General features: G+C 59.7%; 23 protein-coding genes. 10 read left to right on the forward strand and 13 right to left on the reverse strand.

Annotated features, from left to right (window positions below; genetic code table 11):
- Positions 1–776: 776 nt before the first annotated feature.
- The 5 genes from B3N48_RS12450 to B3N48_RS12470 form a co-directional block, all read right to left on the reverse strand.
- Positions 777–968 (reverse strand): PLD nuclease N-terminal domain-containing protein, encoded by a 192-nt coding sequence (locus tag B3N48_RS12450; RefSeq protein WP_296184007.1) that lies wholly within the window; start codon positions 966–968, stop codon positions 777–779.
- Between the two features lie 105 nt (positions 969–1,073).
- Positions 1,074–1,841, reverse strand: coding sequence for a hypothetical protein (locus B3N48_RS12455; protein WP_296184008.1), 768 nt, complete (start codon positions 1,839–1,841; stop codon positions 1,074–1,076).
- A gap of 30 nt (positions 1,842–1,871) precedes the next feature.
- Positions 1,872–2,366: a GNAT family N-acetyltransferase gene (locus B3N48_RS12460; protein WP_296184009.1), complete on the reverse strand. Its 495-nt coding sequence runs from the start codon at positions 2,364–2,366 to the stop codon at positions 1,872–1,874.
- A 51-nt stretch (positions 2,367–2,417) separates the two neighbouring features.
- A complete protein-coding gene (locus B3N48_RS12465; protein ID WP_296184010.1) occupies positions 2,418–2,942 on the reverse strand; it encodes a hypothetical protein in 525 nt (174 codons plus the stop codon).
- A gap of 129 nt (positions 2,943–3,071) precedes the next feature.
- The gene (locus B3N48_RS12470) at positions 3,072–3,608 is read right to left on the reverse strand and encodes an ankyrin repeat domain-containing protein (RefSeq protein ID WP_296184011.1); all 537 of its coding nucleotides are present in this window, start codon (positions 3,606–3,608) and stop codon (positions 3,072–3,074) included.
- 500 nt (positions 3,609–4,108) lie between these two features.
- Here B3N48_RS12470 and B3N48_RS12475 point away from each other — a divergent pair, with 500 nt between their 5' ends.
- Complete coding sequence (locus tag B3N48_RS12475) at positions 4,109–4,387, forward strand: DUF3509 domain-containing protein (protein ID WP_062385760.1); 279 nt, start codon at positions 4,109–4,111, stop codon at positions 4,385–4,387.
- A 124-nt stretch (positions 4,388–4,511) separates the two neighbouring features.
- On the opposite strand, the gene B3N48_RS12480 is transcribed toward B3N48_RS12475, so the two are convergent.
- From B3N48_RS12480 to aroC, 4 genes are all read right to left on the reverse strand, one after another.
- Complete coding sequence (locus B3N48_RS12480) at positions 4,512–5,228, reverse strand: helix-turn-helix transcriptional regulator (RefSeq protein ID WP_296184012.1); 717 nt, start codon at positions 5,226–5,228, stop codon at positions 4,512–4,514.
- A 363-nt stretch (positions 5,229–5,591) separates the two neighbouring features.
- The gene (locus tag B3N48_RS12485) at positions 5,592–6,137 is read right to left on the reverse strand and encodes a 1,2-dihydroxy-3-keto-5-methylthiopentene dioxygenase (protein ID WP_296184013.1); all 546 of its coding nucleotides are present in this window, start codon (positions 6,135–6,137) and stop codon (positions 5,592–5,594) included.
- A gap of 102 nt (positions 6,138–6,239) precedes the next feature.
- Positions 6,240–7,388, reverse strand: coding sequence for an MFS transporter (locus B3N48_RS12490; protein ID WP_296184014.1), 1,149 nt, complete (start codon positions 7,386–7,388; stop codon positions 6,240–6,242).
- A gap of 37 nt (positions 7,389–7,425) precedes the next feature.
- Positions 7,426–8,517 (reverse strand): chorismate synthase, encoded by a 1,092-nt coding sequence (aroC, locus tag B3N48_RS12495; RefSeq protein WP_296184016.1) that lies wholly within the window; start codon positions 8,515–8,517, stop codon positions 7,426–7,428.
- 143 nt (positions 8,518–8,660) lie between these two features.
- Here aroC and B3N48_RS12500 point away from each other — a divergent pair, with 143 nt between their 5' ends.
- The gene (locus B3N48_RS12500) at positions 8,661–9,656 is read left to right on the forward strand and encodes an alpha/beta hydrolase (protein ID WP_296184017.1); all 996 of its coding nucleotides are present in this window, start codon (positions 8,661–8,663) and stop codon (positions 9,654–9,656) included.
- A 114-nt stretch (positions 9,657–9,770) separates the two neighbouring features.
- Entirely contained in the window at positions 9,771–10,553 is a 783-nt protein-coding gene (locus B3N48_RS12505) for a hypothetical protein (protein ID WP_296184479.1), read from the forward strand.
- A 64-nt stretch (positions 10,554–10,617) separates the two neighbouring features.
- Here the strand turns inward: B3N48_RS12505 and prmB are convergent, their stop codons facing one another.
- Positions 10,618–11,526 carry a 50S ribosomal protein L3 N(5)-glutamine methyltransferase gene (gene prmB, locus B3N48_RS12510; RefSeq protein WP_296184018.1) on the reverse strand — a complete coding sequence of 303 codons (909 nt, stop codon included), beginning with the start codon at positions 11,524–11,526 and terminating at the stop codon, positions 10,618–10,620.
- A gap of 252 nt (positions 11,527–11,778) precedes the next feature.
- On the opposite strand from prmB, the gene B3N48_RS12515 reads away from it, so the two are divergent.
- From B3N48_RS12515 to B3N48_RS12535, 5 genes are all read left to right on the forward strand, one after another.
- Positions 11,779–12,402: a cysteine hydrolase family protein gene (locus B3N48_RS12515; protein ID WP_296184020.1), complete on the forward strand. Its 624-nt coding sequence runs from the start codon at positions 11,779–11,781 to the stop codon at positions 12,400–12,402.
- 235 nt (positions 12,403–12,637) lie between these two features.
- Positions 12,638–12,958, forward strand: coding sequence for a hypothetical protein (locus B3N48_RS12520; protein ID WP_296184022.1), 321 nt, complete (start codon positions 12,638–12,640; stop codon positions 12,956–12,958).
- Between the two features lie 95 nt (positions 12,959–13,053).
- A complete protein-coding gene (locus B3N48_RS12525) occupies positions 13,054–13,614 on the forward strand; it encodes a Smr/MutS family protein (protein ID WP_296184026.1) in 561 nt (186 codons plus the stop codon).
- Positions 13,615–14,142: 528 nt separating this feature from the next.
- Positions 14,143–14,688, forward strand: coding sequence for a GTP cyclohydrolase I FolE (gene folE / locus B3N48_RS12530; RefSeq protein ID WP_296184028.1), 546 nt, complete (start codon positions 14,143–14,145; stop codon positions 14,686–14,688).
- 52 nt (positions 14,689–14,740) lie between these two features.
- Positions 14,741–15,112 carry a glutathione S-transferase N-terminal domain-containing protein gene (locus B3N48_RS12535; RefSeq protein ID WP_296184029.1) on the forward strand — a complete coding sequence of 124 codons (372 nt, stop codon included), beginning with the start codon at positions 14,741–14,743 and terminating at the stop codon, positions 15,110–15,112.
- Positions 15,113–15,347: 235 nt separating this feature from the next.
- Here the strand turns inward: B3N48_RS12535 and B3N48_RS12540 are convergent, their stop codons facing one another.
- The 3 genes from B3N48_RS12540 to B3N48_RS12550 all read right to left on the reverse strand — a co-directional run bounded on the left by B3N48_RS12540 (position 15,348) and on the right by B3N48_RS12550 (position 17,683).
- On the reverse strand, positions 15,348–15,734 hold the full coding sequence (locus B3N48_RS12540; protein WP_296184030.1) for a lysozyme inhibitor LprI family protein: 387 nt from the start codon (positions 15,732–15,734) through the stop codon (positions 15,348–15,350).
- Between the two features lie 135 nt (positions 15,735–15,869).
- Entirely contained in the window at positions 15,870–16,472 is a 603-nt protein-coding gene (locus B3N48_RS12545; protein ID WP_296184033.1) for a glutathione S-transferase family protein, read from the reverse strand.
- Between the two features lie 44 nt (positions 16,473–16,516).
- Positions 16,517–17,683, reverse strand: coding sequence for a PLP-dependent aminotransferase family protein (locus B3N48_RS12550; protein WP_296184034.1), 1,167 nt, complete (start codon positions 17,681–17,683; stop codon positions 16,517–16,519).
- A gap of 81 nt (positions 17,684–17,764) precedes the next feature.
- Between B3N48_RS12550 and B3N48_RS12555 the strand changes: the two genes are divergently transcribed.
- Both B3N48_RS12555 and B3N48_RS12560 read left to right on the forward strand, forming a co-directional pair.
- The gene (locus tag B3N48_RS12555) at positions 17,765–18,208 is read left to right on the forward strand and encodes a MarR family transcriptional regulator (RefSeq protein ID WP_296184035.1); all 444 of its coding nucleotides are present in this window, start codon (positions 17,765–17,767) and stop codon (positions 18,206–18,208) included.
- 192 nt (positions 18,209–18,400) lie between these two features.
- Entirely contained in the window at positions 18,401–19,591 is a 1,191-nt protein-coding gene (locus B3N48_RS12560) for a benzoate/H(+) symporter BenE family transporter (protein ID WP_296184037.1), read from the forward strand.
- The last annotated feature ends 20 nt before the right edge of the window (positions 19,592–19,611 follow it).

The raw sequence follows: 19,611 nt of genomic DNA on the forward strand, positions 1-19,611 counted from the left end.
CGTAGGGTCCGTTGGATTCAGGTTTGAGTTCGAAAAGCCAGTGCGCCCACGGACAGCAAAATGCCGGTGGGGGTCGCGGGGGGCAAATATTACGTGATCGCTCGGTGTTTACCACCAATGAGGCGCATTCTTCATCACACGCTCAGCGTCGTGGGCGGACTTTGGCCTCGAAGCGTCTGCGAAGCAATCCGGAGTTTCGCGACAAAACGGTGAAAATTCCGTCGTTTGCGCGGCGTTCCAACATTTTCTTACAAACCTGCGGGCCGAGCATACGCCCCCGATCCAGCGGCCTCATCGAAACACTTCGCGGCCGTCGTCCCTCTGGCGGCTCCTACAAGATGGGTGGCGAACTCAGAAACCGCGCATGGCCCGGATCTCTGTAGGAGCAGCCGGAGGCACGACGGCCGCGATGGCGGGGTGTCAGACGATGCATCGCCATTTGGACCACCGCTTCGCGGCCGTCGTCCCTCCGGCGGCTCCTACAAGATGGGTGGCGAACTCAAACACCTCGCTTGGCACCGACCTCTGTAGGAGCAGCCGGAGGCACGACGGCCGCGATGGCGGGGTGTCAGACGATGCATCGCCATTTGGACCACCGCTTCGCGGCCGTCGTCCCTCCGGCGGCTCCTACAGGATCTGTGGCGGCTGAAATCGGGGTTCAGCGCCTAACCATCGTCTACATGACGTCAAAGGCAGAATATTACTTAGGCATAACAAAACGCCCGACGGGCGATTGCGCGTCAGGCGTTGATGTTCTGAAGTCGTCAGACCGAGGTCTAGACCCGTACGTTGCCCCGAGGCCCGGCGATGGCCCAGATGATCAGGCCCAGTACCGGCAGCAGTGCGATCAGGAGCACCCAGAGGATTTTCATCCCGGTTTCGGCGCCGCTCTTCAACACGTTGATAATGGCCCAGATGTCGAGGGCCAGAATGATCAGTCCAATCAGACCATTAAAGGTGGAACCCATGGTGTCGCTCCTTATTGAGGCTTGCCCTGTTAGGAGTGTGGCGCCTTGACCGGGGTTCCGTGGCTGGTGCAAGGAATGACAGATTCAGTCTCGGGAACGCGTGATTTAGCCCCGAGGCTGGGTGAGCGCCGCAAGCGCCGCAGTGATCACCACCGCCAGCGCCACGCCGATCGCCACCGCGATGAAAATCCCCCACTGCGCCACCATGAACTTCAGGGAGAGGTAGAACCCGATCACCCCAATGGCGCCTATCGCGTTACCGCGCACGATCGCCCCCAGTTCGCGACGGCCACCCTGCACATGGGCGAAAACGGCCAGCGGCCAGGCGATCACCGGAATAGGCGCCAGAAACCCGCTCACGACAGGGCCGAGCCATTGCGCACCTGCGGTGATCGCCAACAGCAGTAAGGTGGCCGTGAGCATCCGCATCGGGATGACCCACCGCGGCACAGGCACGTAGCCCCCTGCCCCGGCCTGAACACCCTTCGTCGTCGCGCGAACGATCGCCACCACCAGGCACAACGTCACCACGATGGATGCCGCAAGCGAACCCAAGCCGTTCATCACCAGCGCCACGCAGACGTAAAAAACCAGCGCGCTCAGACAACCGATGAGGGCCGACAGTCGCCGCGTAACGCAGTAGTAGAACAGGTAGGTCGCCTGAATCGCTGCCACTCCCGCCAATGCGCCGGGAACAGCCATCACGGCGAAATCAGGGCCTTGCTCCAGACTCAGGAACAGCATGACCGAAGCCGAGGTGACCGGCAGCCCCGATAAAAGGCCGCCGATGTGACTGCCCCAGCGCTTGCCGGCCAGGGAAATGGCCAGCATCAGCAGCGGCGTGATCAGCAGCTTGAGATAAAACGCAGTCATCGAAGAAGCGCCCCGGCCGAGAGAATGACCTTACAACGACAGTGCGTAGAAGCGCGTGTCCACTGCCATCAATGGAAAGGTCGGCGGCAGTTGATGAGGCTCGATGAGTTCGAAGCCGTGCTTCTCATAAAAGCGATGGGCTGCGAGAAATTTCGCCGTCGTACCCAGATAAATCCGCTTCACGCCCCGGGCTCTCGCTTCGGTGATCAGGCTTTCCAGCAGTTGCCGCGCCACGCCGAATTCTCGCCCGCGCCACGGCACACCGACGAACATTTTGCGCAGAGCGGCTTCCTGATGGCCGATGTCCTTGAGGCCAATGGTGCCAACCACCTCCTCGCCCCTGCGCGCCACCCAGAAATCCCCGGTACCTGTCTGGTAGAACAACGGAATCTGCATCAGGTCCGGCTGATCTTCCGCCGTGATCTCAATCTGAAATTCTTCGCGCTGAATCGGCACGATCAGGTTCACGATACCGCGCTCGTCGCCGGGCTGATATCGGGCGATTTGGATGTCGGAATGAATCACGAGAGTCTCCTGCTGACTGATTGTTCAAGGTTCGATGATGCCGCTGCGCACCTACTGCTGCGCTTTGAGCGCCTCAAGCGCGGGTTCGATGAGGATGCCCAGCTCGACGCCCAGCGCCATCACGCGGGCCTGATCGTTGCCGTAAACCAGCACGGTTTGCAGCTCATCGTCCAGCGGCTCGCTCAGGTTCATCAGCACGTAGCCGCCCATCTCGCGATTCATGCTGCCGAGCTGGATCTGGATGCGGTTGAGCGCGGTCAAGGGCTCGGTCTTGGCAAGCTGCCGGGGCTTGATATTGAAGGTGACATTCGGGCCGAACGACGCGGTGATCTCGCTGAACAGGTCCATGTAGGTGTCGGCCTGAAACATCACGGTGTCGGGCAGGCTGCCGACCACCACCCATTCACCCAGCGGTATGGGAAAGGAGTCGTCGTAATTGATGTCGGGGTTGGCGGCAAGAAAGGCTTCAGGGTCGGCGTAAGCCTGAGCGGCCTCGTCGGCAATCTTTTCGATTTCCTCGTCGCTCATGCAGCCGGAGCTGATTTTGCTGATGAATTCGATGAGGGAAGCTTTCATGGCGATGGGTCCGGGCAAAAAACAGGCGCGAAGGATAGCCGGAAATCCTTCGCGCCTCTATCGGTTAACGCCGCAACGACTTCGGATAGGCCGGGTCTCGAGCGCTGCCGCGTGACCCGCGCGCTACGTTTAAATGCTCAACCGCGTCAGTTGCTCAGCGGTATCGGTAGCGCCCATGGTCTGCGCGGCCATCAGCGGCGTGACACCTTTGGCGTCCTGAACATTGGGGTTGGCGCCCTTGGAAATCAGGTAATCGACGATAGCGGTACGATTGAACATCGCCGCCATCATCAGCGCGGTGCGGCCATCACCGCCGGAACCTTCGACCTCCGCCCCGCCTTCTACCAGCAATTTCACGACTTCCAGATCGCCCTTGAACGCTGCCCCGGCAATCGGGCTCTGGTTATTGTCATTGCGGATTTCAGGATCGGCACCGTGCTTGAGCAACACCTTCACCGCCTCCTGATGACCGTGGTAGCTGGCCAGCATCAACAGCGTATCGCCCTTGTGGTTGCGCAGATTGGGTGTCAGGCCGTTTTCAAGCAGACGCTCCAGCATCGCGGCGTCACCGGCGCGGGCACGGTCGAATACCTGCTCGGCGAATTCAAGTGCTTCTTCATCTGTCATGCGGGTCGGGGTGCCGGGGGTGTTTGAGGTGTCAGACATTGCATTCTCCTGTAGGGCCGCACATCGGCACACATGGTCGTTCAATCTTTAAAGGAAACCTGCAGCGTGAAACATCGTGCGGGCAGGATTCAGAGGCCCGGTCCTCTGGCCAAGTTCCTCATCACGCTGCTCGGTCAAAACGCGCGGCCATACGACGAACGATGCCAGCGCTGATCCAGGTCCGCCAGCCATGCTTTTCGATGGCCTCCATAGCAAAGCCGTCCATCGCCCCTGCAAAAAACACGGGCGTGCCGGTGAAATAAATCCGGGGTATCGCTGTCTGAAAGACTGACACCGCCCCCCTTACCCGCCCGCTGCTTCGATCCTGTCCCGCAAAATGCAGGGTGCACGATCGCCTTTCTTGCAAAATGCACGAACGACAAAATTTCCGCTCCATCTAAGTCATTGTTTTAAAAGGATTTTAAAAAACATCCATGCTGGCACAGTCACTGCATTAGTCCTACCAAGCTTGTAATCACTGAGCAATGGAGCCGCTAGACATGACTTTCATTCAAGAAAAATTCGCATCCGTATTTTCCGACTTCGAAGTCAACACCCAGCCTCGTCCAGATGGCGGTGTATTGCTGTCGTTGCGTAACAGCGAAGGCAAACAGATTCGCCGCTCGGTGTCGTACGCTCAACTTCACACGCCGGTACAGCTGGAATGGGTCATTAGCGCGATCCGCCGCGACCTGGCAGCCCAAGCCAGCGAACTGCCTGCCATCTCGATGCTGCAGAGCCAACACCGCTTCGACCTGCCGACCTACCACACTCGGTGATATCCGGCCTGTCCGGCCTGCTATATTCCTGTCCAAACCGCGATGCATTAAGTCATCGCGGTTTTTTTTGCATGTCGAATCAGGCAGCGACGGTCGTCACGCATCCGATATGACGCTTCACTTCTCAGCTAATGATGCCGCGACATAGTGCTTCACCCACCGCCTGCGCGCGGTTGGTAACGCCGAGCTTGGCGTAGATGCTCTTGAAGTGGTGCTTAACCGTCGCCTCAGACACCTCCTTGATCAAGGCGATTTCCCACGCAGTCTTGCCCTCGCGAGCCCACTTGAGAATTTCCAATTCCTTGAGGGTCAACGCGCGGGTCTGGAACTGACGTCCCTTGCCGGCGACATGCAACATGGGCACGAGGCTGGTCACCAGGTAACGGTCATTATGGCTGAGCGGTCGCTCCATGCCGTTGAGCGAACAGACGCTGACGACGCCGCGGTTGACCCGATTGTCGCTGGTATAGCCGTAGGACAGCGCGGGCAGCAGTTGGCAATCCTCCACGGCCGCAAGAAACGCCGACGACGGTGGATAGGTGTCGAACGCGTCCGTCCAGTCGAGAAAGCCCATGGTGTGACGAAAGCAGCGGATGATCGGGTCCTCGATCATCAGCCGACCTTGGTTGTACAGATCCTTCCAGTAGCCATCGACATTGGAGGTGATGCAGCTGAGCAGCAGCCCCTCGCGGTATTGATAGAACATCGCCCGTTCGCAACCGCATTCTGCTCTGAGCCAGTCGAGTGCGTTTGCGATGGCGGCGTTGCCGTCCTGTTCGGTGATGCTGCTGACCATCTGCTCGATCAATGGGCTCAGCGTCCCTGTTTGTCCGTTTTTCATTTTCCCCTCCGTTTAAAAAACGTGCTGTGTCGTCCCTGAATGGCGCTTTAGAGTTTTAGGTAGGCCACGGCCTGTTGCCTCGCAAAGTCCTGCAGAAAAATCCGCAGGCGAGGCGCATTTACAGGCCACCAGGCATCGACGGGCGAAGGGTTACACAGTCTGAGGGGGTTAAACACAAGGGGTAAAACAAACAGGCATGCCTGACTGATAAACAGGCCGCGTCTTACAAAACAACCAAAACTTGCTTACATTTTTGGCCCTTTTGAAACACATCGACCCATGCAAATGACGTGGGCCGTTTTATTTCGACACTGCCAGGTAGGCAGCAAAGACGCGGGGGGAAAACTCCTTGGCTCGACCGTCTCAATCATCCAGATTCGGAAATTGACCGGCGATGGTCGCCTCGGTCATTTTTGCGTGCTGTCCATCGGGAGTATCGAACAGGCGAACCACGACCACCCGAGGTTGCTCACCGATGTCGAACCATTGACAGGTGCCTGCGGGAATGGAAATCAGGTCGTTCTTTTCGCACAGCACGGTGTAGACATAATCACCGACATGGAACGAACACAGCCCACGACCTGCGACGAAAAATCGCACCTCGTTCGCCTCGTGTCGGTGCTCATCGAGGAATCCCGCACGCAGCTCGGCTTTCTGCGGGTGACGCTCATCGACGCTGATGACTGCGCTGGACACAAGACCTCGCTCATTCATCAGTTGGCTGACCGGCTCGCGGTAGGCAGCGACGACCTCTTCATGTGTTGCACCTGCGGAGACAGGCGTGATCGCGGGCAAGCGTTCGAAAACGACGCCCTGTTCGGCAAGGGTGGAAGCGATGTCTTCGAGATGCGTCAGCACCTTGTTCGGCAACTCCGGGGACGACACGTGATAAACGGAAAGAATGCTCATGGCAGGGTTCCTCGGTTCAATCGCTCACCGACTCGCTGATCGGCGCAGATTCATTCAAACAATCGATGAAGCGGACCTTCAGTGGACACTCGCCGCCTCAAATCAAGGGGCCGCCTCCTTCATGCGTGTCGCGGCCAGGACAGCAGCGATCAACGCAGCGACACTGGCGATGGCGAACGTCCATTCGGCGCCCAGCGCGTTCCAGCTGTAGCCGGAATACAACGCCCCCACCGCCCCGCCAGTGCCGGACAATGCGGCATACAACGCTTGTCCCTGGCCCTGCTGACGGGGGCCGAAGCTGCGTTGCAGGAAATGGATCGCGGCCGCATGAAAACTGCCAAATGTGGCCGCGTGCAGCAGTTGAGCGACGATCAACACACCCAGATGGTCCGCGAAATGCCCCAGCAACAGCCAGCGCAGCGACGCCAGCGCAAAACTGACGATCAATACGTGACGCACGCTGAATCGCTGAAGAATTCGGCTCATCGCCAGGAACATCAGCACTTCCGCAATCACCCCGACGGCCCACAGCATACCGATGATGCCGCGACTGTAACCCAGGCGTTCAAGGTGCAGCGTGAGAAAGGTGTAATACGGCCCGTGGCTGAGTTGCATCAGCGCCACACATACATAGAAGGCAAGCACCCCGGGGCTGAACAGTTGGGTGAGGAAACCTTCGCCTGCGGGGCGCTGGGTCGACGCGGGCGGCTGGGCGTTGGGCACCCACCCGCTGCTGACGACGATCCCGGCCATGATCAGCAGCAACGCCTGGGGATACAGATCGAGGCTGAACCACTCGAACAACCGCCCCAATCCCACTACGGTCAGAATGAAGCCCACCGAGCCCCAAAGACGAATCTGGCTGTAGCGCGCCGTCTGACCCTGAAGATGCGCGAGGGTGATGACCTCGAATTGCGGCAGCACGGCGTGCCAGAAGAAGGCGTGCAGCGCCATGACCATGGCCAGCCAGGCGTAGGATTTGTCGACGAGAATCAGGGAAAAACACGCCAATGTGCAAACCGCACCGAAGCGCACGATGGCCAGACGCCGACCGGTGTAATCGCCGAGCCATCCCCAAAGGTTGGGTGCCACGCAGCGCATCAGCATCGGGATTGCGACCAACTCGCCAATGCGTGCGCTGGAGAAACCCAAATGGTCGAAGTACAGCGCCAGGAACGGCGCCGTCGAACCGAGCAAGGCGAAATAGAAGAGGTAGAAGCTGGACAGTCGCCAGTAGGGAAGCGCTGCCACGTTCAAACGCCCGTGGCGGCCGCGCCGGACTCCTGCATTACAGCTGACCCAGCACCGGAGTATTGACCCGCACGTCGAGGTTCTGACCGCGATGACGCAACAAATGATCGAGCAACACGATCGCCATCATCGCTTCGGCGATCGGTGTGGCGCGGATGCCGACGCACGGGTCGTGACGGCCTTTGGTGATCACGTCCACCGGATTGCCGTCGACATCGATCGACCGACCCGGCGTGGTGATGCTCGACGTCGCTTTCAGCGCCAGGTGCGCCACGATGGGCTGGCCCGACGAAATGCCGCCGAGGATGCCACCGGCGTTGTTGGACACGAAGCCCTCCGGGGTCAGCTCGTCGCGGTGTTCGGTGCCGCGCTGGGCCACGCTGGCGAACCCTGCGCCAATCTCGATGCCTTTGACCGCATTGATGCTCATCAGCGCATGCGCCAGTTCCGCGTCCAGGCGATCAAAAATCGGCTCGCCGAGCCCTGGCATGACACCGTCAGCCACCACGGTAATCTTCGCCCCGACCGAATCCTGGTCGCGACGCAGCTGATCCATATAGGCTTCCAGCTCCGGGACTTTATCCGGATCGGGGCTGAAGAACACATTCTGCTCAACCGACTCCCAGGTCTTGAACGGAATCTCGATCGGGCCCAATTGACTCATATAGCCGCGCACGGTGATGCCTTGAGTGAGCAGGTATTTCTTGGCAATGGCGCCGGCCGCTACACGCATCGCCGTTTCCCGGGCCGAGCTGCGGCCACCGCCACGGTAGTCACGGATGCCGTATTTGTGGTGGTAGGTGTAATCGGCGTGGGCCGGACGGAACAGATCCTTGATCTGCGAATAGTCCTTGGATTTCTGGTCAGTGTTGCGAATCAGCAGGCCGATGGAAGCGCCAGTGGTCTTGCCTTCGAACACGCCGGAGAGAATTTCGACTTCATCGGCTTCCTGACGCTGGGTGGTGTGGCGGCTGGTACCCGGCTTGCGGCGGTCCAGATCGCGCTGGAGGTCTTCCAGCGACAGTTCCACACCTGGCGGGCAGCCGTCGACGATAGCAACCAGCGCCGGGCCATGGCTTTCGCCGGCAGTGGTGACAGTGAACAGCTTGCCGAAGGTATTGCCGGACATGCGGGAGGCTCCGAGAAATCGACCAAAAACCAAAAAACCCAAAAAGAGCGCGCCAGTATACGCAGGCTCCACGTCTAGATCACGCGCGAACCTTATTCGATTGGCTGCGTCCAATTTCACACTTTATTGATGATGGCCTTGCGATGCTACGTGGTATGTCCCTGATTCGCGGCTTTACGCCGCTGCGAGTAATCGCTTTGACCCTCACTCTGCTGTCTTCCCTCGCCCATGCGGGCACGCCGGTCGTACTGCAACGTCCCCTCTCCCTGGAGACCGGGACGGGCGAACTGTTCGGCACCTTGCTGCTGCCCAAATCCAAAGAACCAGTGCCCGTGGTGCTGATCATCGCGGGTTCAGGCCCGACTGACCGCGACGGCAATAATCCGGACGGCGGACGCAACGACAGCATGAAACGCCTGGCGGTGATTCTGGCCCGGCATAACATCGCCAGCGTGCGTTACGACAAGCGCGGTGTGGCCGCCAGCCGTCCGGCCACGCCCGACGAACGCGACCTGACCATTGAAAAATACGTCGATGACGCCGTGGCCTGGAGCGAAAAAATCAAGGCCGACCCGCGTTTGGGTCAATTGATCATCATGGGTCACAGCGAAGGCGCGCTGGTGGCCTCGCTGGCGGCGGAACGTGCAGGCGCCACGGCGCTGATTTCCCTGGCAGGCACGGGTCGTCCGGTGGATCAAGTGATCCGCGAGCAATTGCAGGACCGACTGCCGCCTCCCCTTCTAGCCCGCAGCGAAGAATTGATCAAGGAAATGAAGGCCGGCAAGACCGATCCGAACGTGCCCGACCCACTGCAGGTGGTGTTCCGCCCGAGCGTGCAGCCTTATCTGATCTCGCTGTTCCGCCAGAATCCGGCCGAGGCTTTTGGCAAGCTGAAGATGCCGACGCTGATCCTGCAGGGGCGCAACGACATGCAAGTAGGCGTGGGTGACGCCGAATTGCTGCACAAGGCCAAGCCCGACTCGCAGCTGGCGATCATCGACGGCATGAACCACGTGCTGCGCATCGTGCCGATGGACATGAAACGCCAGCTGGCGTCCTACAAAGACCCGCAGTTGCCGTTGGCCAGTGAGTTGTCCGACCGCATTCTGACGTTCATCGGGTCAGTGCCATTGCATTGATTTCATAGGCGGCTCTCCCCTTCAGATCTGCTGAAAACGGCCGATATCGGGTTGCTGGCATTGTGTTGCCGGGCAATGTCGAAAAACAGGATCGCCGTGATGACAGAAGCAATGATGGAAGCCGAACCGGTCGCTCAGACCGATCGCCAGGAGGGGGACACCGCGGCAGTATTGTGGGAAGACGTGCAAGCCGAGCATTTCTCGATGTTGCGACTCGCGCCTCTGCCAACTGACCGGGCCACCGGGGGCCGTCCACTGCGCTTCGTCGAGTTTGGCCGTGCGGAGCGCCACAGCAAGGACTTCAGCCTGCTGCGCATGACGTATCACTTGCCCGGGCAAAAGACCCGCAAAGAACAGAACAATCTGGACATTTGGGTCGACCACGCCAACCGTTCAGTGCGGGTCGGTCCGGAATCCGGATTGCAAATCGAGCCGTGGAACCGGGGGCTGGGCCGCTTCATGGTGGCTCAAGGCATTCACTGGGCGCAGAAACGCTGGTCTGAATACCGCATCGAAGGCACAGCCCTGGCCAACAAGGATGCATTGAACGAAGACACCCGCCTGCGTCGCGATCACTTCCTCAAGACCCAGGGTTTTGAGGTCGCCTACGCCGACCCTCAGCACCTGAAAGGCAGCGTCAAAGACGCCAAGATCGGCAATCTGAACAATACGTGGAACACCGAAAAGGTGCAGATCGTCGAGATTCTCGACGCTGCGCACATGCTGCAGCAAGCGGAGCAGAAGATTCAGGAGCAGGAAGTCACGATCAAGAAAGCCGAAGATCGTGTGAGCAAATTCCGCCGCGACGACGCCGGGCTGCGCTTTACCATCGCGTGTCTGGTGACGTTTGCTGTGTTCCAGGCCGGGCTGTTGATCTGGATTGCGACGCACCGCTAGATCGAATGCGATATGACGTTGTGGGAGCCAGGTTGCCGGCCCCACAACGGGTTCTGCGCCAGGCTTAGACCCGCGCCGCAAACAGCGCCTGATGTTGCCGACACTGCTCGGCGGTCAGCATGAACACCCCATGCCCGCCGCGCTGGAACTCCAACCAAGCGAAGTCCACCTCCGGGTACAGCGCTTCGACGTGCACCTGGCTGTTGCCCACTTCCACGATCAACAGCCCCTTTTCGGTCAAGTGATCCGCCGCCTCGGCCAGCATTCGTCGAACCAGGTTCAGACCATCGTCACCGCAGGCCAATGCCAGTTCGGGCTCGTGCTGGTATTCGTCCGGCATGTCGGCGAAATCTTCGGCATCGACATAAGGTGGATTGGACACGATCAAATCAAAGCGCTGCCCCGGCAACCCCTCGAAACCATCGCCCTGAACGGTGTACACCCGTTCGTCAACGCCGTGGCGCTCGATGTTCAGGTTCGCCACTTCCAGCGCTTCGAAGGACAGGTCCGCCAGCACCACTTCAGCCTCCGGAAACTCGTCAGCGCAGGCGATACCCATACAACCGGAGCCGGTGCAAAGGTCGAGAATGCGCGCGGGAGGCTGAGCAAGCCAAGGCTCGAAACGGTCTTCGATCAACTCACCGATCGGCGAGCGCGGAATCAGCACACGCTCATCGACAATGAACGACATGCCACAGAACCAGGCCTCGCCCAGCAGGTAGGCGGTGGGAACGCGTTCGTCGATACGGCGCTTGATCAGGTGCTGCACACGGACCAACTCGTCCTCTTCAAGGTTGCAGTCCAGATAGTTGTCGGAAATTTCCCAAGGCAGGTGCAGTGCACCCAATACCAACTGACGGGCTTCGTCCCAGGCATTGTCGGTGCCATGGCCGAAAAACAGGTCTTCCCCATGAAAACGGCTGACGGCCCAACGGATATGATCGCGCAGGGTGCGCAGGCGGGAAGTGATCACGGCAGACTCCTTGAAAAAACGACGGGCGATTCTAGCAGCCATCCTCACAACAAACGATGCCTGCACCCGACAGTGGCCGCCTGCAAAAACTTTCCTCGGCCTTTCCGCGAATTTGCAGGCAATATGACAGTAACCGCGACCTGCTCGACGGCTTGACGCCCGGCAAAAAAGCGACGGCTGTGAGCATTGAGATTCACAGAATCGCTCAGCCAGTGGACAATGCGGCAAAAGCCCCACTCGAAGGAGCCCCAGATGTCTGTTCCAAACACCGGTCCGAAGACCATGTTTCAACTCAGTGGCCGCGAATACGCAGCGGCCACATTGAGTAATGCCACGCTGATCATCATCGATGCCCAAAAGGAATACCTCAGCGGCCCGCTGGCCTTGACCGGGGTTCAAGCGGCCATCGACAACATCGTCAAATTGGTCGACGCGGCCCGCGCTGCGAAGTCGCCGATCATTCACGTACGCCACCTTGGCACCGTGGGCGGCATGTTCGATCCGCAAGGCGAACGCGGCCAGTTCGTGCCCGAGCTGCAACCTCAAGGCGACGAAATCGTCATCGAAAAGCGCCTGCCCAATGCCCTGAACGGCACCGTCACCACCGACGACCGCAAGACCCTGCACAAGCTGCTGGAAGATCTGGGGCGCCTGGATCTGGTGGTCTGCGGCTTCATGAGCCACTCCAGCGTCAGCACCACCGTGCGCGCGACCAAAGATTACGGTTTCCGCTGCACGCTCGTGGAAGACGCCTGCGCCACCCGCGACCTGCCGACCCCCACGGGCGTGATCAAGGCTGAACTCGTGCAACAAGCGGAGATGGCCATCATGAACGACAACTTCGCCAAGCTGGCCCTGACCAAAGACCTGATCTGACTGAGCCGCGTCGCTCGAAGCGGATTCACGATTCGCCGCCCCTTGACCTCACGTCGAGCGCCGTTTGAGGCGGAGCCTGAAGAAAACGCGTACGCATGCTAGCGTGAGGTTGTGTGAGCCGCTTCACATAACCGCCTATCCGTTAATGACTCGTGTTTGGCGTCGAGGGTTGGCCCGCCGGGAACCACCCGGACGTAAGCAGGTCAGAGCGCCGATACCCCTAGAGGAAGTCGGAATGAAGATATCCGATGGTTTTGACGCCCGTCGCCTGCGTCCGAAAGGTCGCGGCAACTGGCGGATGCGCATTGGCGCTGCCATTTCCGCCATTTTCGCAACGGCCGGCGTATTGCTGGCCATGGCTGGAGTCGCCAGCCTGATCGGCCATCCGGCGGCACTGGGTGAACTCAACGCGAGTCCTGCCGGTGCAGTGGTCACCCTCGTGATTGGCCTGTTGATGCTCTACATCGGTGTCTGGCTATGGCGCCGCAGCCGTCGTCGCCGTCGTCGCGCTGGCGAGTTGAACATGTCCCCGCACTTGATGAAAAAGCACGATTAGCCCCTCCTTCGCGTCTCGACTACGCCATTCGATCCTTTTAGTCGCGCCGACAGTGGCGTGACTTGGTTAAACTGGCGTCCTTCGCGGAGACCGACATGCAAGACGACGATTTTTCCCTGTTCAGAAACGAGCTTCGTGGCGTCAAGCCGATCAAGACTGAACACGCGGACGTAGGCAAACCCAAAACCGACCGTAAGAACCTGGCCAAACTGCGGCAGGCAGCGACCGTGCGCTCGGACGCCACGATTACCGTTGATGGCCTGTCCGATCAATTCGTGATCGACGTCGGGCCGGAAGACACGCTGTACTGGGCGCGCGACGGGGTTCAGGAAGGTCAGATGCGTAAGCTCAAGTTGGGGCAGATCAGCTTCGACGGCAGCCTGGACCTTCATGGTATGAGCGTGGAACTCGCCCGGGAGACGATGTGGGAATTCCTCGCGGAAGCCACCAAGCTGGAGATCCGCTGCGTGCGCATCACCCACGGCAAAGCCGTGCGGCTGGACGGCAAGCGGCCCATGATCAAAAGCCACGTCAACACATGGTTGCGTCAACACCCGCAGGTGCTGGGCTTTACCTCCTGCATCGCCAAACACGGCGGCGCAGGGGCGGTTTACGTGATGCTCAAACGCACCATGATGGATGGCCGCGACGAGTAGCCGCCCCTGAAGGTCGTAACTCAGGCCTGAGCCTGCGGCACAAAAAAGCCGCGACGAGGATTCCCTCCAGTCGCGGCTTTTGGCCTAGGGCGGTCGAGATCCCGGCATCTGGCCCGGAAGCGCTTCAGCCCGATCAGCGATGGTAATAGCCCGGTCCTGGGCCACCGTCGAAATGCCGGTGGTCATGCCACCCACCGCCGTGACGCCCCCAACCGGGACCGAAGAAACAGCCCGAAACCGACGACGTCAGGGCGATAATCAGCGCGATTTTCGCAATTCGGCTCAACATAGATTCACTCTCTTCATCCGGGCATCGTTTACCCATACGTTCAGACACCGGACCGACACATTTCGACATAGGCGCTCGGTAAAGGTTAGGTAAAGGTGCCGCGTGCTCGATCCAGGCGGCGACGTGCCGCAGGTTTGTCGGTCACCCGCCTTACTCCTCCCCGCCGAGCTAAGCTACTATGTGCGCCTTTGCAGGCCTTCTGCCCTGCGTTTCTTTGAACCCACACGGAACACACCCCTGTGACACTGGAACAGAACTACACCGAGATTCTTGGTCAACTTGGCGAAGACGTCTCCCGCGAGGGCCTGCTCGACACCCCGAAACGTGCGGCCAAAGCCATGCAGTACCTTTGCCGCGGCTATCAGCAGACGCTGGAAGAAGTCACCAACGGCGCGCTGTTCAGCTCAGACAACAGCGAGATGGTGCTGGTCAAGGACATCGAACTGTATTCGCTGTGTGAGCATCACCTGCTGCCGTTCATTGGCAAGGCGCATGTGGCCTACATTCCGAGCGGCAAGGTGCTGGGGCTGTCGAAGGTGGCCCGCATTGTCGACATGTTTGCCCGTCGCCTGCAGATTCAGGAAAACCTCAGCCGGCAGATCGCCGAAGCCGTTCAGCAAGTGACCGGCGCTTTGGGCGTGGCGGTGGTGATCGAGGCCAAGCACATGTGCATGATGATGCGCGGTGTCGAGAAGCAGAATTCGTCGATGATCACCTCAGTGATGCTCGGCGAGTTTCGTGAGAATGCCGCCACCCGTACCGAGTTCCTTAGCCTGATCAAGTGATCCGGGCGTTCTGAAGCGCCGCGACGACGGTTGCGGCCGCGAGGTTTCACGCATGTTGATGAAAGCACTGAGGGTCGGCCTCGGCCAGGTGGTCATTCTGGCCGACTTCCTGACCCGTCCGAGCAAGAAAAAACGTTCGCCCGAGGCGCAGGCCGCCGTGGACGCTTCGGCCCAAGACTTGACGCTGTATCAGTTCAACGCTTGCCCCTTCTGCGTGAAAACCCGCCGCACCTTGCGCCGGTTGAATGTGCCGGTTGAGTTGCGCGACGCAAAAAACAACGAACTCGATCGCCAGACCCTGCTCAATGAGGGCGGCAAGATCAAAGTGCCGTGCCTGCGCATCGAAGAAGCCGGGAAGACGGTGTGGATGTATGAATCCAAGGTGATCATCGATTACCTGAATCAGCGCTTTTCGTCGGTTTGATTGAAGCCTGATGCGCAGTCCCGACACGGCCTGTTGGCTGGCAACACGCCGGTGGGAGTGAGCTTGCCCACGAATAAAACGGCGCAGTCAACGTATTGTCAGCGCGTCATTCAGGCGCTTTCGCGAGCAAGCTGACGCCCACGCCGTTCCATCTCTTCGCCCGATTTCACTGCCGTTCTGTTGCACGGCAGATCACGGGACACGCCACGCGCTGACAGGTGTTGCACCGAGAACGTCAGCGCGGGCAGCCTTCCTGCCGACACGCCGTGTACGCCTTGAGCTGATCCACACGCACTTTGGTGTGTTCAGTCAGGCATTGGGCCTGGGACAGTGGCCACAGGCTGCCACCGTCCTCACGCTTGCCGACCTGGTACTGGCAATCGGCATCACGAAAGGCGATCCATTTTTTCTGGGCCTCCTGCAACGCTTTCTTGCGCGCGGGCGTCGTCAGGTAATTCATCTGGGCCTTGTATTGCGTGTTCAACTCATCGTCCAGCGCCTTGTATTGCTTGCTCGCACATTGATTCATCGCCGCTTGGGTCGAATCGCAATCTTCGGCCTGAGCCGAACAGCCAATGCCCAACGCCATGAACATACCCACCGCTATCATCATGTAGCGCATCGAAGTCTCCCTTCTTTTGAATAATGGCCCGGCAGCTTAACCACCAAAGGCATGACTCACCTTGACCGGGCACAACCGTCAGACACAAAAAAACCGGCCACTGCTGCCAGTGCCGGTTTTTTCTTTCGTGAACGGTCAGTCCAGCATGCCGACATAGCCAGGTTGTTGCTGAACCCGCGTCAACCAGGCCTGAATGGCCGGGAATTGCGTCAGGTCAAAGCCGCCTTGGTGTGCCACGTGTGTGTAGGCGTACAAGGCGATGTCGGCGATGGAGAATTGTTCGCCCACCAAAAATGGCGTGCGCAACAGCTGTTGCTCCATGACTTTCAAAGCCTTGTAACCGCGCTTGTGCAGCGAGCGGTATTCCTCCAGACGCTCCTGAGGCAGGCCCAGATAAAACTGGATGAACCGCGCCACGGCAATGGTCGGCTCATGGCTGTATTGCTCGAAGAACTGCCACTGCAACATTTGCGTGCGCAAGCGCGGCTCCGTCAGCAAAAAGGGCGTACCTTCGGCCAGGAAATTGAGGATCGCATTGGATTCCCACAGACAGGTGCCGTCTTCCAACTCCAGCACGGGAATCTTGCCGTTGGGGTTTTTGGCCAGAAACACTTCGGTCTCGGTCTCACCGTTGAGAATGTCCACGGGCACCCATTGGTATTGCGCGCCGAGCAGGTGAAGCATCAGCTTGATCTTGTAGCAGTTGCCTGAGTTGTAGTCGCCGTAAACCGTGTACATCGTCTGCTCTCCCCTCGTTGCTGCGTTGGTGCTTGCGTAAGGTATCAGGCCGCGAGTGCCCGTTGTGCCTGTCTGATGACCTGGGCGAGACGCTTCAAACCTTCGTCCAACCGTGCCGGGTCGATATGGCTGAAGTTCAGGCGCAGGTAGCCGGGATTGGCGTCCGGATCGGTGAAAAACGGCTCACCCGGCATGAAGGCCACGTTCTGCGCCAGCGCCGTGTCGAGCAGGGTGCGGGTGTCGAGCTTGCATTTGAGCGTCAGCCAGAAAAACAGGCCCCCTTGCGGACTGTTCCAGTCGGCCAGATCACTGAAATGCCGCTGCAAAGCCGCCTCGAACTGATCGCGCCGGGTTCGGTAGAAATCCCGCAACTCGACAAGGTGCCGCGCGTACGGCTCACTGCCGATCCACTGCAAGGCCTGCCACTGTCCGACGCGATTGGTGTGCAGGTCGGCAGCCTGCTTGAGTTTCAGCAAATGCGGGAACAGATCGGGCGAGGCGATCAGATAACCGACCCGCAACCCGGGCATGAGGGTTTTCGACACGGTGCCGGTGTAGATCCAGCTGGCCTTCTGCAACCGGCTGACGATGGGTCTGGCGCTGCCGCCATCGAAAGTCAGGTCGCGATAGGGTTCGTCTTCGATCAGGGTCACGCCGAATTCATCGAGCAACGCCGCCACAGCGTCCCGCGCCGATTCGCTGTAGCGCACGGCGGACGGGTTCTGGAACGTGGGAATCAGGTAAGCGAATGACGGGGTGTGCTGCTCCAGGCGTTGGCGCAAAACGTCGATGTCCGGCCCTTCCGCCTGCAGCGGGACGGTCAGGCAATCCGCGCCGAACAGCTGAAAGATCTGCAACGCCGCGAGGTAGGTCGGTCCTTCCAGGAGAATCTCCGTGCCCTTGTCGATGTACAACTTGGCGGCCAGGTCCAGGGTCTGTTGCGAGCCGCTGACGATCATCACCTGGCTTGCATCGCAGGCGATGCCCAAAGCCCTGGCTTGGGCGGCCAAGGCTTCACGCAACGGCGGCTCACCTTCGCTCATGCCGTACTGCCCCATGCTGCGTGGCATGTCGGACCATTCGCTGTGGGGCAACATGGTTTCGGCCGGCAGGCCTCCGGCAAACGACATCATCTGCGGGCGCTGGGCAGCGGCCAGGATTTCGCGGATCAGCGAACTCTTCAAACGGGTGACGCGTTCAGAAAATGCCATGAGATCACCACTGGCGGAAATAAATGGAAATACGTCAAACTGCTTGACCGAAATTACGATGCCTCAGATGGATACGTCAATATGCTTGACCTTAAAAATTCATCGACGCAACAGATCGCCATGGAAGCGTTTTTCTACGGCTATCAGGCGTTCACCGCGAAAGCCGATGAAATGCTCGACCGTCGGGGGCTCAGCCGGGTGCACCAGCGCATCGTGTTTTTCATCGCCCGCTATCCGGGGTTGAGCGTGAAGGAATTGCTTGGGGTGCTGGGGGTGAGCAAACAGGCGCTGAACACACCCTTGCGCCAGTTGGTGGAAATGGAATTGGTGCTGAGCGTCGCCAGCGAAGACGACAAGCGCAAACGCCTGCTGGCACTGACAGCAGAAGGTGCGAAGTTCGAGGAATCATTGCGCCGCGAACAGGTGAAACTGCTGCAGAAAGTGTTTCAAGAGGCAGGACGAGACGCGGTGGACGGCTGGCTGGCGGTGAATCAAGCGCTGGGCAAGACATTGAACCGCGGCTAACTCAGCGGTTGTACCGCCGTCTGGCGAATGCATTCGCGCGCACGGGTTCGCTGCTGCAGGGTGGTAAGCGAACGGCAGCGCACCGCGTCGAACTGTGCCGATCAATGCGTTTACGGCTGTATCGCAACGAGATGTGACAACTGCGTATAGGCTTGCTGATTCGTTCACCTTGCCGCTCCCAGGATCGACCGCATGACTGACGCGACCCACACCCCGCTGCGCCCGCTCGCCGACACCTCGCCCTCGGCCATCGTTGCGGGCTTCATCGCGATGATGACCGGCGTCACCAGCTCACTGGTGCTGATCTTTCAGGCCGGGCAAGCGGCCGGGCTGACGTCAGCGCAGATTTCCTCGTGGATCTGGGCGCTGTTCATGGGCATGGCGCTGTGCAGCGTCGGCTTGTCGCTGCGTTATCGCTCGCCGATCACCGTGGCCTGGTCCACGCCAGGGGCGGCGCTGCTGATCACCAGTCTCGGCCATGTGGCCTACCCCGAAGCCATCGGCGCCTTCATGACCAGCGCGTTGCTGGTGTTCATCTGCGGCGTCACCGGCAGTTTTGAAAAACTGGTCAAACGCTTGCCGACGTCACTGGCAGCGGCATTGCTCGCCGGGATTCTGTTCAAGATCGGCAGCGAAATCTTCGTCGCCGCCCAGCACCGTACCGGCCTGGTGCTGGGGATGTTTTTCACCTACCTAATCGTCAAGCGCTTCTCGCCGCGTTACGCCGTGCTGGTCACGCTGCTGGTGGGCGTAGCGCTGTCGGCCATGCTGGGGATGCTGAACTTCAGCGGCTTCAACCTGGAAGTCGCGGTCCCCGTCTGGACCACGCCATCGTTCACACTGGGCGCGACCATCAGCATTGGCATTCCACTGTTCGTCGTCGCCATGACTTCACAAAACATGCCGGGCATCGCCGTGTTGCGCGCCGATGACTATCAAGTACCCGCCTCGCCGCTGATCAGCGCCACCGGGTTGATCTCGCTGATCACCGCACCGTTCGGCGCCCATGGCATCACCATGGCGGCGATCAGTGCGGCCATCTGCACCGGCCCGCACGCCCACGAAGACCGTAGCAAGCGCTACACCGCTGCGATCTGGTGCGGGGTGTTCTACGCCATTGCCGGGGTTTTCGGGGCGACGCTGGCGGCGCTATTCGCGGCGTTTCCCAAGGAACTGGTGTTGTCGATCGCGGCGCTGGCGCTGTTCGGCTCGATCATCAATGGCCTGACCGTGGCGATGAACGAACCCAAGGAACGCGAAGCAGCGTTGATCACGTTCATGGTCACCGCGTCGGGGCTGACGTTGTTTTCCATTGGTTCGGCGTTTTGGGGGATCGTGGCGGGGGTGTTGACGTTGGTGATTCTCAACTACCGCAAAGCCTGAGCGACAATGCGGTTGAGAGG

Source organism: Pseudomonas sp. UBA1879 (genome assembly GCF_002338065.1).
GTDB lineage: Bacteria > Pseudomonadota > Gammaproteobacteria > Pseudomonadales > Pseudomonadaceae > Aquipseudomonas.